Source organism: Leifsonia sp. NPDC056665 (assembly GCF_042791795.1).
In the GTDB taxonomy this organism is placed as follows: domain Bacteria; phylum Actinomycetota; class Actinomycetes; order Actinomycetales; family Microbacteriaceae; genus Leifsonia.
Map to the genome: position 1 here is coordinate 219,685 of NZ_JBHTXK010000001.1, position 14,442 is coordinate 234,126.

General features: G+C 63.0%; 9 protein-coding genes. 7 read left to right on the forward strand and 2 right to left on the reverse strand.

Annotated elements, in window-relative coordinates; all coding sequences use genetic code 11:
• Nucleotides 1-1,183 precede the first annotated feature (1,183 nt).
• A complete protein-coding gene (locus tag ACFQ9V_RS00935; protein WP_382457310.1) occupies nucleotides 1,184-2,269 on the reverse strand; it encodes a hypothetical protein in 1,086 nt (361 codons plus the stop codon).
• A gap of 113 nt (nucleotides 2,270-2,382) precedes the next feature.
• Here ACFQ9V_RS00935 and ACFQ9V_RS00940 point away from each other — a divergent pair, with 113 nt between their 5' ends.
• From ACFQ9V_RS00940 to ACFQ9V_RS00965, 6 genes are all read left to right on the forward strand, one after another.
• Nucleotides 2,383-4,383 carry a hypothetical protein gene (locus tag ACFQ9V_RS00940; protein WP_382457311.1) on the forward strand — a complete coding sequence of 667 codons (2,001 nt, stop codon included), beginning with the start codon at nucleotides 2,383-2,385 and terminating at the stop codon, nucleotides 4,381-4,383.
• Between the two features lie 98 nt (nucleotides 4,384-4,481).
• Entirely contained in the window at nucleotides 4,482-8,735 is a 4,254-nt protein-coding gene (locus ACFQ9V_RS00945) for a DEAD/DEAH box helicase (RefSeq protein ID WP_382457312.1), read from the forward strand.
• Between the two features lie 25 nt (nucleotides 8,736-8,760).
• Entirely contained in the window at nucleotides 8,761-10,260 is a 1,500-nt protein-coding gene (locus tag ACFQ9V_RS00950) for a restriction endonuclease (protein ID WP_382457313.1), read from the forward strand.
• Between the two features lie 117 nt (nucleotides 10,261-10,377).
• Nucleotides 10,378-10,851 carry a hypothetical protein gene (locus tag ACFQ9V_RS00955; RefSeq protein ID WP_382457314.1) on the forward strand — a complete coding sequence of 158 codons (474 nt, stop codon included), beginning with the start codon at nucleotides 10,378-10,380 and terminating at the stop codon, nucleotides 10,849-10,851.
• On the forward strand, nucleotides 10,799-11,506 hold the full coding sequence (locus ACFQ9V_RS00960) for a hypothetical protein (RefSeq protein ID WP_382457315.1): 708 nt from the start codon (nucleotides 10,799-10,801) through the stop codon (nucleotides 11,504-11,506). Before ACFQ9V_RS00955 ends, ACFQ9V_RS00960 begins: the two co-directional genes overlap by 53 nt.
• A 64-nt stretch (nucleotides 11,507-11,570) precedes the next feature.
• Nucleotides 11,571-12,485, forward strand: coding sequence for a hypothetical protein (locus tag ACFQ9V_RS00965; protein ID WP_382457316.1), 915 nt, complete (start codon nucleotides 11,571-11,573; stop codon nucleotides 12,483-12,485).
• A gap of 658 nt (nucleotides 12,486-13,143) precedes the next feature.
• On the opposite strand, the gene ACFQ9V_RS00970 is transcribed toward ACFQ9V_RS00965, so the two are convergent.
• Nucleotides 13,144-13,494: a hypothetical protein gene (locus ACFQ9V_RS00970; RefSeq protein WP_382457317.1), complete on the reverse strand. Its 351-nt coding sequence runs from the start codon at nucleotides 13,492-13,494 to the stop codon at nucleotides 13,144-13,146.
• A 399-nt stretch (nucleotides 13,495-13,893) separates the two neighbouring features.
• Between ACFQ9V_RS00970 and ACFQ9V_RS00975 the strand changes: the two genes are divergently transcribed.
• Nucleotides 13,894-14,109: a hypothetical protein gene (locus tag ACFQ9V_RS00975; protein ID WP_382457318.1), complete on the forward strand. Its 216-nt coding sequence runs from the start codon at nucleotides 13,894-13,896 to the stop codon at nucleotides 14,107-14,109.
• Nucleotides 14,110-14,442 lie beyond the last annotated feature (333 nt).

Here is a 14,442-nt window from a genome sequence, read left to right on the forward strand (position 1 = left end):
GATGTGGGGAGTCTGGTCGCCTCAAGCCGGGCTAGCGAGGACGCAATACTCGCGGCGTCGGGTTTGGGCCTGAAGCGACTGGACTAAGCGGGATAGTGTCCCGTCCGACGCTCGGATGTGATTGCGAGCGTCGGAAGGGGTTGTGCGCGGGACGGGGCGCGTTGGGTTGGTTGCAGTTCCTGGCGGAATTGTTTGCAATACCCTTGGCGAACAGATCAGGCGCCCGAGAAATCGGGCGCCTGAGTCGTTTCCGCCCTCTTACGATCGGTTCTGACGAACGGCGCTCGCCGCAGACAACGCGAAAGGCGCCTCAGCTGCCCGGTTCTTGCGATTCGGGGCAGGCTGAAGCGCCTGGTGTTGCGGGTACTGGTGTCAGATGGCGGCCCTGCGGGCTAGGTTCTTGGTGGCCCGGCCGCGGCTAGCTCGGCGTCTTCTTCGGCTTCTCGTTCGGCGAAGTTGTTCCACGAGCCGATGCGCATTTTTGCCTCGGACTTGCGCTTCATCTTCGTCGCGTGCTTCTTGTCGAAGTAGGTTTCAAGTTCGTCGTCAGTGTCGGGGTTGACGAGTTCGTCGCGGAACTTCTCGAGCGCGCGTCCTGATGGTGGCTGAGCTGGTCGACGGGATCAGAGCCGACCTCGACCAGGTGAAGGTGCTGCTGGCGTCCGACGAATTCCTCTAGAGGCGACCAGCTGAGCCGGTCGGTGCTGCGGGCAAAGATATGTGACGTTAGGTGCATTTACGGGGTCTTTCTGCGTCTCATACCTTGAGGTCAAGACGCCTGCCTTTGGGCCACTCGGGCTCACAAAAAAGGCAGGCAGCAAATGCCGAGGGGGCAGTGTGAACGTTCCAGACCGAGAACCACCGAACCAATCGTTCAGCCGGCGTCGACGGGTGAAACGAGTAGCGATCTCGGCAACAATCGCCTGCGTATTTTTCTCGGCTGCCGCCGACCACTACCTTGCAGCCAGGATCGTCTGGTGACCGCTTGCCATGAGCTCATCCCAGAGGAGACGCGCGCGGTCAGTGCATCCCAGTCCACCGTTTTGAGGCACGCCCTACACCCGCTTGGCGATAATTATAGTCACCCGAGGAGTTGGGCGCGACGATTTTTCGGCGCTGAATGAGGTTGATTCAGTCCTCCCTCTCGCGAGAGCGTGGATGCGGCTTGCACGCGATAGCGAGTTCAGAGGTGTCCGCGGTTGCTCAGAATGTTGCGAAGCGCTTCTTCCGCGGATTTCCGGCACGGCGTGATTGGTCCGGCACGGGTGATTCGTCGTCCGAAGTCGTCGACGTCGAAGAACTGTAGCGCCATCAATTCGAAATCGACGACGGCGATTTGGACATCGATCCCCTGGTAGTCGCCGCAAGTGTCGATCGTGTTGCTGAGCCGGTCGGTCGCGTACGCTTGGCTCGCTTGTCTGACCCCGGCTTGCGTGTATCGCAGCCGCGGTCGCGACAGGTTTCCTGCCCGGCTGAGTTTCCCCGCACGCCGGGAGGTGTACATCGTCTTCACTTCGTACGCGATGAGTACGCCGTCGAGTTCTGCGACGATGTCAAGATCCTGCCGCCCTTCGGTTCGTTCCATCCCGGCTTCACCCATCGTGATGATTTGTGCGCCCATCTCCCGTTCGAGGAAGACTCCGACGGTTTCTTCACCGAGGCCACCGATTTGATGATCGGTGGCGCCGTGCAGCTCGACTGTCAGGCGGTCCTGCCCAAGCAGCGCGGCATCGTCGTACCTATTCCGGAAGATCTGCGTCTCGTTTCCGGTTCGGGCCAGGAGGCCAAGTTGGATGAACGCCGGTGTGGTTGTGTCGTCGATGTACGTTGGGTACGAGAACATGAGGCCATCGGGCCCGGCGATGACGGCCCGCCGTTCGAACGCGCGATACGCGCGGCCGTCTTTCGACCAACCTCGGTTGAGGGCGGTGTCTTGAGGGAACAGGTTCGGACCGAAGCCGCCACCGCCGGAGTAGGGAAGAAAATGGCCGCGATCCAGTCGCCGCGGCCCATGGTTGGCGAGCGGGTAGCCTCGTTGGTAGTTGATGTCCCGTGGCACGATCGGCCCTTGGGGGTTTCCGACGGCTAGAACTGTTCTGTCGATGCCGGGCGTCGCATCAAAGAGGAAAGCCACGCTGTTGTCCTCGAACATCGTCAACTGCGCGTCCGGCCACTCCGCCAGGTACCTATCGGTAGCATCTGCGAGCAGTTGGGTCTGCGGATCCGGCCCGAGCGGGAGAGGAAGCTCGGGGACGGGCGAGTTTGGCATCTGGTCTCCCTACGCTGCGGGCCGGCGAGAACCAAATAGACGGCTGGTCCGCGCATATGAGGAGCATGACGGACAATGAACGGTATCAACCGTGCACCGATGGAAGCGACCAAATGAGCGACGAGCCCCGCACTTCCGATGCCGGCGCACAGCTCTCATTGTCGGTGCTCGACGCCGGGACCCTCCCGGTTCAGGAGCTCGCCGAACTTGCCCGCCGCGAGTCGCATCGTCCGCGTCCGGTGTACGCCGCCCACAAATGGTTCGCCCGCCGGTACGGAACTGCGATGCGCGCGCTTTTGGTCGGTGCTCAGGTGGAGAACGGCGCCGACTTCTGGTCAGGGTTTCTGAGTTCCGACCTGTTGGCAGGCAAGCACGTTGTGGACCTGTTCATCGGAGGAGGAACCAGCCTCTATGAAGCGTCACGGCTCGGTGCTGACGTCACTGGGGTGGACATCGACCCTGTTGCCGTCGCAGTGACCGAGTTCGAATTGCGGGCCCGTGATCTTCCCGATCCGTTCGATGTTTTCCCGGAGGTGTTCGAGACAGCGGAGCCGCTGCGAAATCTTTACCGGACAATCGGGCCCGACGGTGACACCCGAGACGGGTTGCACTTCTTTTACGTGCAGCAACTCCGTTGCGGGAGCTGCGCTGCAACGTTCGACGCGCATCCTAGCTACCGGCTCGCCCTGGCTGGCAATGAACAGTGGGTGGTGTGCTCCGACCGTGGATGCGGCCAGGTTCAGATCGTTAGCGGCCGCGCGCGGGAGTTCGTGTGCGAATGCGGCTGCGCGACGGCGGTTGGAGCCGCCCCGCTCGCGCGTGGGAAAGCCACCTGCCCCGACTGCGGTCATGTGGAAGCCCTCATTCATTATGCACGGCGAACCGGCGAACGTCCCCAGTTCCGGATGTTCGCGATCGAATCGATCCCGGTCTCCACGAGCACCCGCCCAGCACCGATGACGGCCCGGGTCTTCCACCGGCCGACGTCCGCCGACCTTGATGCGCTTCATAGGGCTGAGCTCTTGCAGCGGCCGCTCGCCGGCTTCATCCCGAACCGCGCAATCCCTAACGAGAATCGATCCGACAACCGCATCCTCGGTTACGGGTACAGCGAATATTCACAACTTCTGAACCCACGCCAGCTGCTGCACGCCACATGGCTGCTGAACACGATCGCGTCTCTCCCGGAAGCGCAGCAGCTGTCCTATGCCCTCGCGCTGTCGAATCATCTGACGTCGAACTGTGTACTCACCAGGTACACCGAACGGTGGCGGCAGGTGACCCCGCTGTTCTCCCTGCGGGCGTTCGCGCACTCGGCCAGGCCGGTGGAATTGAACCCGTGGTTGCGGGGAACCGGGCGTGGCACGTTCCCGAACGCGCTTCGTCGGGTCGCCAACGCGATCAATTTCGCGAAAGCGCCAAAAGAGTTGACCCTGACCGGAACGGGCTTCCAAACGGTTGCGCTACCGCCCGAGGGTTCCTTCACTGTTCTGCAGGGCGATAGCCGCCACCAGCCGACGATTGCCGACTCCTCTGCGGACATCGTCCTGACTGACCCGCCGTATATGGACAACATCGACTACAGCGAACTGTCCGACTTCTTCGTCCCTTGGCTGGCCGCAGCGGGCATCATCACTGATCCGGGCGGGCCCTCCGAACGATCTCTGGCCGCGAAGGGCCGACGGGACACTCATGCCGCGACGTTTATGGAGGGGCTTGCGGAGTGCTTTCGCGAGGCGGCGCGCATCCTCAGACCGGATGGCCGACTGGTTTTCACCTTCCAACATCAGTCCATGTCCGCGTGGGACGCGCTTGCTGATGCGTTGATCTCCACCGGGTTGCACGTCGTGACGGTGTTCCCCTTGCGTGGCGACAGCGACATGAGTCTCCACCGTCGCCCAGGATCGATCACCTGGGATGCGGTGTTCGTGCTCGCAAAGCAACCGCACCCTTTCCCCGTGACTGATGGTGCAGCAGCGGAAGCGGCAGATCTGGTCGCCGACGCGGCGCAGCTGGGCGACGCTGACCGTGGAAACCTTCGCCGTGCTTACATCGCTGCCGCACGTGTCGCTGCGGCATCGGACGACCTGTTGACCCCAGTTCGGGGCAGTTGAGACTTTTTGATAGTTGAGCGCAATCGGCCCGAATAGGGTGATTTCGACGCCGCCGATAAGGGGAGTCGGGGCCCGACCGGAGATTCGCTATGCCGCGCGTGGAAAAGACCAGCATCACTCAATTCGCTGCCAGCGGGTGTGAGAAGCAGCTGCGTCTCTCGATGCATCCAACCTCGGGCAAGTACGCAGCGGAGCGGGAACGGTTGAATCTACCCCATCGGCAAGTGCGCCCGGCGCTGAACGAGATCACCCGGGCCGGTGACGAATGGGGTCATCAGAAAGTTCATGACCTGGATGCCGCGTTCGGCGGCGCGAACCTGATCGGCGGCGGCCGCAAAGTCACCGGAGGGGAAACCGCGCCCGGCCTCGACTTCGCCGCCTGCGAATTGGAGGAGAAGCTCCGCTCCGGAGTGAACCCGGGACAGTTCCTCATCGAGGCGGAATTCGACGCGGACACCGCAGCGTTTCGACGCATCCACAACCTTGATGCGATCGTGTTCGCCGACGTTGACGGTCCCCTCGATCTTGCCCGGGTCCGCCCTGACGTCATCGAAGTTGTCTCCGCCGGAGTGCCGAACCTCAGCGACCGTATCGTCCTGTCTGACGGTGCGATTGTCGCTGTAGACAACCGCGACCGCCGCATGGTTCTGCGGGTGATCGACGTGAAGTTGACCAGCGAACCCGGCCCGAACTATTTCGCCGAACTGTCCTATTACGTCCTCACCCTTGCAGCATTCCTCGAAGACCGGAGCCTGAGTGACCGGTTCGCGGTCTCAGCGTTCCCGGCGGTGTGGCCGGGAAGCGAAGACGAGTCGCTGCTGGTCGCGGCGACCCGCGCCGGTCAGGACACGGCCACGAAACTCGGCGCGTTCCATGAAGATCTCGAAGTGGCACCGCTACGAGTTTTCATCTCTGAGACACTGCGTGTACTCCGCACACTGATCCCGCGGGTACTCTCGACGCCGTTCAACGACCTTCCGTGGACGGTGACGACGGGCTGCCAGGGTTGCGACAACCTCGGCCAGGAGTTCAACCCGCAGCCCGGAGCAAACCCTTCCGACTGGGATCCACGGCATTGCCTGCCGACAGCCAAACGGGAGCAGCATCTTTCCCGCCTGCCCTTTTTATCCCGTGGCGCATTCCAAATCCTGAAAGAGAAAGGACACGGGACTGTTCCGTCGGTGGCTGGGCTGGCACCGACAGACCCGTCGTTCGACGCCCACCACCGACTTCGCGGGCAACGCCAGATCGTCGGCGCTCGCGCTCGTGCGTTGTCCGGTCAGACCGTTCCGGCGTTGCGCGACAACGCCACCTCCGCCGCGATCCCCAATTTCGCGAAGCTTCGCCTACACATCACCGCTGACTTTGACCCTGGCAGTGCGATCACTCTCGCGTTCGGTCTGAACTGGGCGTGGATGGTGAAAGGTGACAAGCTCACCGCTGTCAGCTCGAACCGCACCCGCGTCCACCACACCCAGACGAAGACGTTCGACGCAGAATGGGACGCGCTCGCTGCGCTCCTCGACGACATCGACGCGGTCATCCAGGAAGCGTCCCGGAAGGACCCCGACGCGACGTTCCAGGTGTACGTGTGGGATTCGATCACGCTTGAGCACCTCAGCCGGGTGATCGGTCGCCACCTCCCGAGGATCATTGGCACGAACAAGTTGAAGCGACTGGCATGGCTGTTCCCACCGGACGACGTCGTCGGCAGCGCAGTTCTCGCGGCAACCCCCGCGGTGAGTGTCGTACGCGACGCGGCGAAAGCGCTGCTGAGCTTGGACCTCGCACACACCTACACGCTCCTAGCGACCGCGCGCCGGTTCCATCAGGACGACTATGCCTACTCCGAGTTCAAAGTTCCGCTGTTCTGGGAGGACCCTTTCACTGATCAGATCCCTCCGGAGCGGGCACACCAGGTCTGGCGAACCCGACGCTCACCTGCAGCGCCGACCCAAACGGAACTCGTAGCCTCACTTGAACGCACCGTGAAGACGAAACTGTGGGCTCTCGGACAGGTCACAGGGCATCTCACCGATGAGCTGCGCGGCCGACTGACCCGCCGCGCCCCAAAGATCAGCCAACTGCGGCCACCCGAGGACCTCAGTGGTGTCAGCCTGCTCGGTGTGCTCCTGCACGCTCACGCGAAACTGAACGGGGCTCTGGACTCGTTGGAGGTGACTCAGCTGCGTGCCCTTCCCGTGGAGGAGCAGGAGGCGAAGTTCCGTGCCGCACGGATCACCCACCGGCTGACCGGAGCAGCCGAGGCTGCGGCTTTGCAAACTGCTGGCCTCACTGTTGACCCGAACCGGGTCGTGTTCCAGCTGGCGCCGGGCAGTATCGACGTGGTCGCGAAGCCAGGAGACTTCGGGTGGACGATCGTCCCCGAGGAACTGGTGGTGAAACTCGACTACCCGTTCAAGAGCTTCGTCGAGTCGGTCGGCCGCGGCCAGTTGGCGGACCGGTGGGCCGGCGACTTCTGGGCGGCGCGTGCAAAGCTCTACGACGTCTTCGGTGCGACGGTGCAGCATATCGACCGGGCGTCTGGGCTTATGACGGTCGACTTCGCCCATTACCGACCGAACCATCCGGTACAGCGCAAGTCCCTCATTGACGCGGGGCTTGTTCAACTTGACCGGAACCTGGTGATGGAACCAGTCGCGGTCGAGTTCTTCGTCAAGAAGCTCGCAGACACCGTCAAAGCGATCAAGAACCCTCCCTTGGCCAACCGGGATCCCCGCATCCAGCACGCCACTGGTGTCACCCGTAAACCACAGAGCGGCGCACCGCACCCCGTCCAGGATTTCCTGTGGGACGCGCCGAACACTGCTGCCGCTCCGGCAACGATTCCGCGCGACCTCGGCCGTCTCCGGACTCTCGTTGAGGGCCGAAAGCATTCCCTCAACGACAGCCAATGGGCCGCGTGGGAGCAGGCGCTATCGAAACGCCTGTCACTGATCTGGGGTCCACCGGGTACAGGGAAGACGCAGACGCTTCGGGCGATCTTGGCAGCGTTGACGGCGGAGCCATTCCAACCGCTGTGCGTCGCGGTGACCGCTCAAACGTATACGGCGGTCGACAACGTCTTGAGGGCCCTGATCCCGGAAGTGTTGACCCATGCCCCGCATGTTCAGGTCAGGCGCGTGCGTTCCTCCGCCCGGGAAACCCCGGATTGGTTGCCGGCACCTCAAATGGATGTCGACTCCAACGATTTGGTCGGGCTGGCTGGCGAGCTCACCCATGGTGGGGTCTTCCTCCTCGCTGGCCCGTCCGAGCAGCTGCACAAGGTCGTCAACGCGGCGACCGGCAGCCCTGCCGGTGCCGTGTTCGATGTCGTCATCATCGACGAGGCTGGACAGCTCGATGTCGCTCACGCGGTCCTTCCCTTGGCCGGCGTCCGACCAGGCGCCCAGGTCATCGTCGCCGGTGACCCGAAACAGCTTCCCCCTATCCACAACGCGGAACCACCACGCGACCTCGCCGCCGTTGTCGGTTCAATCTACGAGTTCTTCCACCTCGAACACGGGGTCGCGCAGAAGCCGCTGCTGCGGAATTACCGGTCGAACGCGGAGATCGTCGCGCTGGGAACCACCGCAGGTTATCCTGCGCAACTCGTCGCCGAACACACGGGCCGACGGATCCGCTACCGGACTGGTTGCGACGCCGTGTCCCGCCCGCAGCACTGGCCCGCGAATCTGCCGTTCACCGACGCCATCCCCACTGTTGCAGATCCGGGCCGCCCCGTGGTGTCGCTGACGTACCCCGAAGGTGTGTCCGGTCAGTGGAACCCGTTCGAGGTCGACGTCGTCGTCCGACTCGTCACCTGGTACGCGCTGTCCCTCGCTCAAGGTGTCGACGGCGGCCCCGACGACCCGATCGACTGGAAGTACTTCTGGACCGAAGGCGTCGGCATCGTCACCGTTCACCGCGCGCAACGCGCGCGCATCGTTCACACATTGGTCGCCCTGTTCGCTACAGCCAACGCCGACCCGGCAACCGCCGACTGGATCGCAGCAGCGGTCGACACCGTCGAACGTTTCCAAGGACAGGAACGGGACATCATCATCGCCACCTACGCGGTCGGTGACCCCGACACTGTCGCCGAGGAGGAAGAGTTCCTCCACAACCTGAACAGGTTCAACGTCCTCGCCACTCGACCGCGGGCGAAACTGATCGTTATCGCCAGCCGCGAACTGATCGCTCACCTCAGCTCGGACCTGGAAACCATCCGGTCCAGCGAGATGTTGAAGGATTTCGTCGACGTGTTCTGCGCGTACGAGCAACCTGTCGAGTTCGTTCATGAGTTCGACGGCCAGGTGAAGACGGTCACCGTCGACATGCGCTGGCGCTAGAACGAATCAACACCTGGGAGAAGAAGTGATCAGCATTGGCGCGCTCCGCGGATACGTGCTGGAGGAGGTCCTCGCGAAACTGCTCCAAGGCAGCGGCTATGACCTCCTCGTCGACGCAAGCCAGGACCCCGAGATGCTTATCAACGGGTCGAACGGGTTGCGGATTCATGGTCGCGGCGCCCAGCACCAGGCTGATGTGCTAGGCGAACTGCGGGTGCGACCAACGTTTACCTATCCGCTTCGGCTGTTTGTCGAAGCGAAGTGCCGTAAACGATCCATCGGACTACTAGAGCTGCGTAACGCTCTCGGGGTGATTAACGATGTCAACGAGTACTACACCGGTGTCCACGCGAGCACGGGAATGCGACGCCACGACTACCGTTACGTCCTCTTCTCGACTTCCGGCTTCACCGGCGACGCCGAAAGGTACGCGCTCGCCCAGCGGATCTCGCTGGTCGACCTCGGGGCGCCCGCGTTCCAACCCCTGATCAAACTTGTCTCCCGGATCGCTGACCAGCTTCTCTATCTCGCGAAGAAGAATGACGTCGATTCGTTCCCGGTGAACCAAATGAGGGAAGCTTTCCGGAAGGCGTTCGGAACGTGGACGACCGACCCGCGCGCCGCACCCAGCTACTTCGACGACGCGAAGGACCGTGCGGCCCGCCTGCAAACCGCTTCGCAGCTACCGGCTAACGCTCTCGCGGCGATAGCCGCCGACGCATCCGAGATTGGTGAGAGGCTCAGCGAACGACTCTATTTCGTGTTCAACGACACCGCGTTTGTCTTCGTCGGTCGTTCCGACGACCTTCAAGCCGACGAGGACGACATCCCCGGCGCACGCGCCTACCCGCGGGTGGCGCCCGGTGGACGAGCCGATGCGCGTCTCGCGTTCGCCGGCGACGACGAAGCCGCTGGTGAATGGACGCTGGTCACAACAGACCCGGGCCCTGGTCGCGGGTCCCAAATCAGATTCGCGAACTCCCCAGCGATCAACACCCTGTTGACCGGCGACAGCGATGACCAGCCTCGGCGACGGAAAAAGCAGCAGAACACGGTCGTTATCGCCGTCGAGGACGACCTGCTCGAGGTCGACTTCGAACCCGTAATACGTACCCGCGGCACCACTGAGAAAGACGTTCGAGCCTGGAACGTCGACAAACGGCTGGCGTTCCGGGCGGAGAAGGACGACCGGCCTCAGCACTCCGAGGAGGTCACCGAGTACTGGACACGCGCGGCGATCGAAGAGCTCTTCAACCGGCTTCCCGATGCTTACAAACAGACGATTACGGAAGCGGCGAGAAACGACGGATACATCACCCGCGACACGGCGTATGAGATCTTCAACTTCCCGGCAACGCGAATGCTGCGCGGATTCACCCGCCCGCCACGCCGGGTCGCGATGGAGCTCATCGAGGAGGGAGCGCTGCACCCGGAAACGGAATGGCCGCTGTTCACCGTGTACGACGCGGGAGTTCGCGCCACGAGGTTTGGGGTCCCGCCGGAGTTCACATGGCTCTTGGGGTAGTCACTATCGACGTCTGGGCAAGTCGTCGGGCGTGGAACGCTTCTGCTGCCGTCGCGCCGTTACGGTGTTCGCCCGGCGGTACTAACGGAAGTCGGTCGCGTGGCACATAATGCAGGCATGTCCCTCTTGCAGGTTGTGGAGCGCAGGGACGACGACGGCGCGCACATTGACGCCGTTCCGATACCTGAAGGCGCCTCCTACACAGACAATTCCGCGGACCACACCTACGTCCCGCGCTGGGGTAGTCACGACCTGGTTGTCCTTGCCACAGCCCTCGTCAGCAAAGGCTTCCACGCCACAGACGCAACCGTCGCTGACGCCTTCAGCCCCTCCGCCGACGAGGACGACGAAGCAGAACAGTTCACCGCCGACCTGCTGGAAGCCGTGAACGCAGGAACCGCCGAGGCGGAAGAGTTTCTTGCGGCCGACCCCTCGGACTTCCTAGTTCTCGCAGTCACGATGGTCAGCCACGACTTCGGTGCGTTCCGACTCGCGCAGAACGGACAGGTCCGCGTCCTCGGCGATGCAGCAGCCGGCCATGTCAGCGACTTCACCCAAATTCTCGGGAAGGCAATCCTTGCTGAGAACTAAAGAGGAGTGGGTCGCCAAGGCGCTTGACGCGGCGAACCTGCTGGTAGAGATCCTCGTCTTCGCCGCGGGTCTTGGCATCACTTCCTTGATCCCCGGAGCCGACGTGCTCGCCTGGATCGTTGGCGTCGCGCTGTCTTTCATCGCCGCAGTGTTCCTCCCATCGTTGCTGTTCGGTAGGCCCCTCCTCACGCTCAACTGGCAGATCGAAGGGAACGACTTTACAGAAGGGTGGGCGTTCGTCGACCTGACAAAACCGAATCCACTCTTCAACGGGCCAGAGATCGCATTCAAGGTCGACCTTGTAGCCGAATACCGTTCCCTCGCCGGGCTGCTGAGCCTGCGCAGCATGGTGAAAAACGGTTGGGTCGCCTGCGTGGAATTCGGGCCCCCCGGGATCGTGAACATCAAGCAGCAGCGCGCCGGCGCGGCAAGCGTGGCAATGATCCATGGTTCGGAGGCGATTCAGCTGCAGCTGACCAAGACAAAGCACGGCTGGAGGCAGGCGAGAATGATTGGTTCGTTCCAACCGGTCGGAATTGTGGGTGGCCGCGACGCGGTCCAGTTCGCTCTGTCTCTGCGTGACCAGTCGAATCGCTTTCACCCGCGCCGTGCTGCTATGACTAGTGGCATCGATGGGTTAGACGTCAGGAGTTGATGTGGGGGTATTGACGAGCGGTCAGATCGCGACGCGGCCGTTTCGCCTTGAGTTCCGGGGGACCATGGAGGACCTGGTCGCCCATGCCAAACGGAACAAATATGTTCCCGATTCCTCCAAGGACAAGCCCGGCTGGGGGAGCCCACTTGACGAGGGAATGGTGGTCGGCCTCGCGCCGGTCCTCAAGTTCACCGTCCACGACCCCCTCATCCTCGAGCCGGAGGATGGCCTGCCTCGCCGGCTGCGCTTGCGCTACTACTGGGAGGCGACGGACCCGCGAGCCAAGCGGCGTTTTGGCACCGGCGCCAACTGGAAGGACATCAGCGTCCTCCTCGCCGCAGATCTCCTCCTCTATGAAGAGCGGCCCGGCGTGTACACCGGGCTCGCAACAGCGCGAGAAGGCACCCAGTTCCGAATGGCGACGAATGCGCTTAGGGCGCTCACCAAATCGGTCGACGACCGCGTCCTACTCCGCGTGGAGACGCTCGCAGAAGCCCTCAGCGAAGACTTCTTCCTCTGGCTCTTCTACCGGTTCCAGACCTCCGCGAACGTAGGAAGCGGCCTGCTCATCAACGCTATGCACGAGCTCTCATCGCAGGACCGCCAGTTCCGAAACGCCAAATTCTCGAAGGAAGCAACGATCGACCGAATCGAGCTAGCGGCGCTGATCGCGCTCGGCAAAGCGTCATTCGGGCCAGCGAAAACGGGCATCACCTCGACCGCGCCCGATGCGCTGTTCGAAGTGGAACTGCACACCGACGGGGGCTTCCAGCCGTTCCGGACAACGCACTACGAAAACCTTGCCGTGGACTCAGGTGATCTCGGCCCGAAAATGATTGATGACATCTGGGTGAAGGTGCTGCCAGCGCTTCGGCGGTTGCATCGCGACGACTCAGCCTGGCACGCCGATGGCCGTGCGAAACTTCACGAGCTAGCTCTAACTCAGGTGAAGACCTTGCTGGATTTGCGCGCCGTCTAACGAACGAAGCGGGTGCCCGTCCGAACTGCGTTGTCGCTACCGGCTGAAGCACGCCGCCACCAGACAGATCCCAGACGACCGCAGCCGCAGAGTCCGCCGGCGCGGCCAAGCCCCATAGAACCCGGGCGAGCTCAACAGTGATCTGGTAGACGCCCAGTCTTCTGGGCGGAGCCGCACTCCGACGAGGCGGAGATGGGTCGGTACCGCGTTGCCGATTCAGACGAAGGTACCAGGTCGAGTAGTCGCCGAACCGCTGGAGAGTCGCCATGTTGCGTCGCTGATGCTCTGTGAGGTTCGTCGACGCGGACGGATCCGACACCTCGCGGAAGAACCGCTCCTGTTCAGGCGTCAGCGCGACGGGCGCCTCGAGTGGTGTAACGGATGGTGCGTGAGACATCATGTCTCCTCTCTGCTAAGTCGGCACTGAACGGGCCCATGGAAGCCCTGCCGAGAACCTCGGCGAGGAAATCTGGGACCCGAAGAAGGTCGGGAAAAGTAGAGGATCCTTGGCAAACCCGTGGAGGATGCGAGAATTACTCGCAAAATCGGCCGCTCAGAGCCCACTACTCACGCGGGATGGGCGAGCCGTTGATGGTTTTGCAATCAACCCGCGTTGCCGTGCGGTGACGCACCGTATGCCCGTATTCGGCCCCGCAGGTCAGAGTCCGGCTTCGACGTATGCCGCGGCGAGGTGCACCGCGTCTGGCAAGGGTTCCGCTCCAGCCTCGAGGGCGGCGATGAGCCAGTCGAACCGGGTGAGGATGATGTCGATTGCGTCCTCGTCCCGCCCGAGCTGCCACAGCAGTGCGTAGATAAGGTCCTGATACTCGAGCGGGGTGGGCTGGCGTCCCCAGCCGAATCGCCGCGTGAACTCCTCCACCGGCTGCGCGCCGTCAAACCGGAACGGGACGCCGCCGAACTCCTTGTGGGAACGACTAGTGAGTTGCGCTTTCGCAGCATCGAAGTCGTGGGGCGAAACAGCGATGGGCTCCACTGTGCGACTGGTCATGGCTCTTTACTTTCGAGATTGGAAGCCCGGACGGCCGCCTCACTCTCTATGCGCCGACCGCTGTGCGTGGTGTCAAGCATCGCCGCGGCCGCGTCGCTGGCAGTAACGGGACGCGGTCGTGCGCCCCGGCATGGCATCGACAGCAGAGTCGACCGGGCGCCCGCCGCGCCAGAATCCGCATCGTGTCTCGTGGCTTTCGACGGATGGCAGGAATGTGGTGACGCCGTCGGGGCTCCCGGCCTCGGACATGGATCCGCGATAGACGACCAGCGCCGTCACCGACCTCCTCACGGCTAAGCGCGGACGACGTCGACCTGAGGCACATATTCGCGGTCCGATGGTGTGCCGCGCATGAACAGGTGGAGCAAGTGGATCCGAAACCTAAAGGAGAACACCGAAATGTCCGACCCCGAGACCGCCGACCACCACCTCGCATTCTTCGACGACCTTGAAGCTCCACCACCGCCGTCCATCTACGACCAGCTTGACGTACTCGCCGAGGGGCGCCGCGTCGCCGAGCAAGCCGCCATCGACAACCACGGTAAATCAGCCAGCAAAGTCCGGGAGGCGATGTCCATGGCCCTGTACCGGTACTGGGTGTCTGTGCCCTGGTAATGGGCGGACGTCCGCGGCCTCCAGCCGGTCGAGCGAAGACCCAATCCTTCCTGCATCCGGTCTGGCCTTAAAGCGACCATCGTTCGGAGACCGGTCCTAACCGGAATAGCCCGACAAACGGAAGACGCTCAGGGCGCAGCTTCAGCGAGGCCACAGGGAGACCAGGCGAGCCCGCTGAGCTGGCACACCCGAGCTCGCAGCGGTTAATCCGGAGTCACTACGAGTGGTCGGCGAAGGCCTCGGCTGCGGCGCTTCGCTCTTTCCCGATCAAACTGCCTTCCGCACCGGGGTGCGGGCGGCTCGACCCACGGTGATCTGGGGCCCGCATCGGCG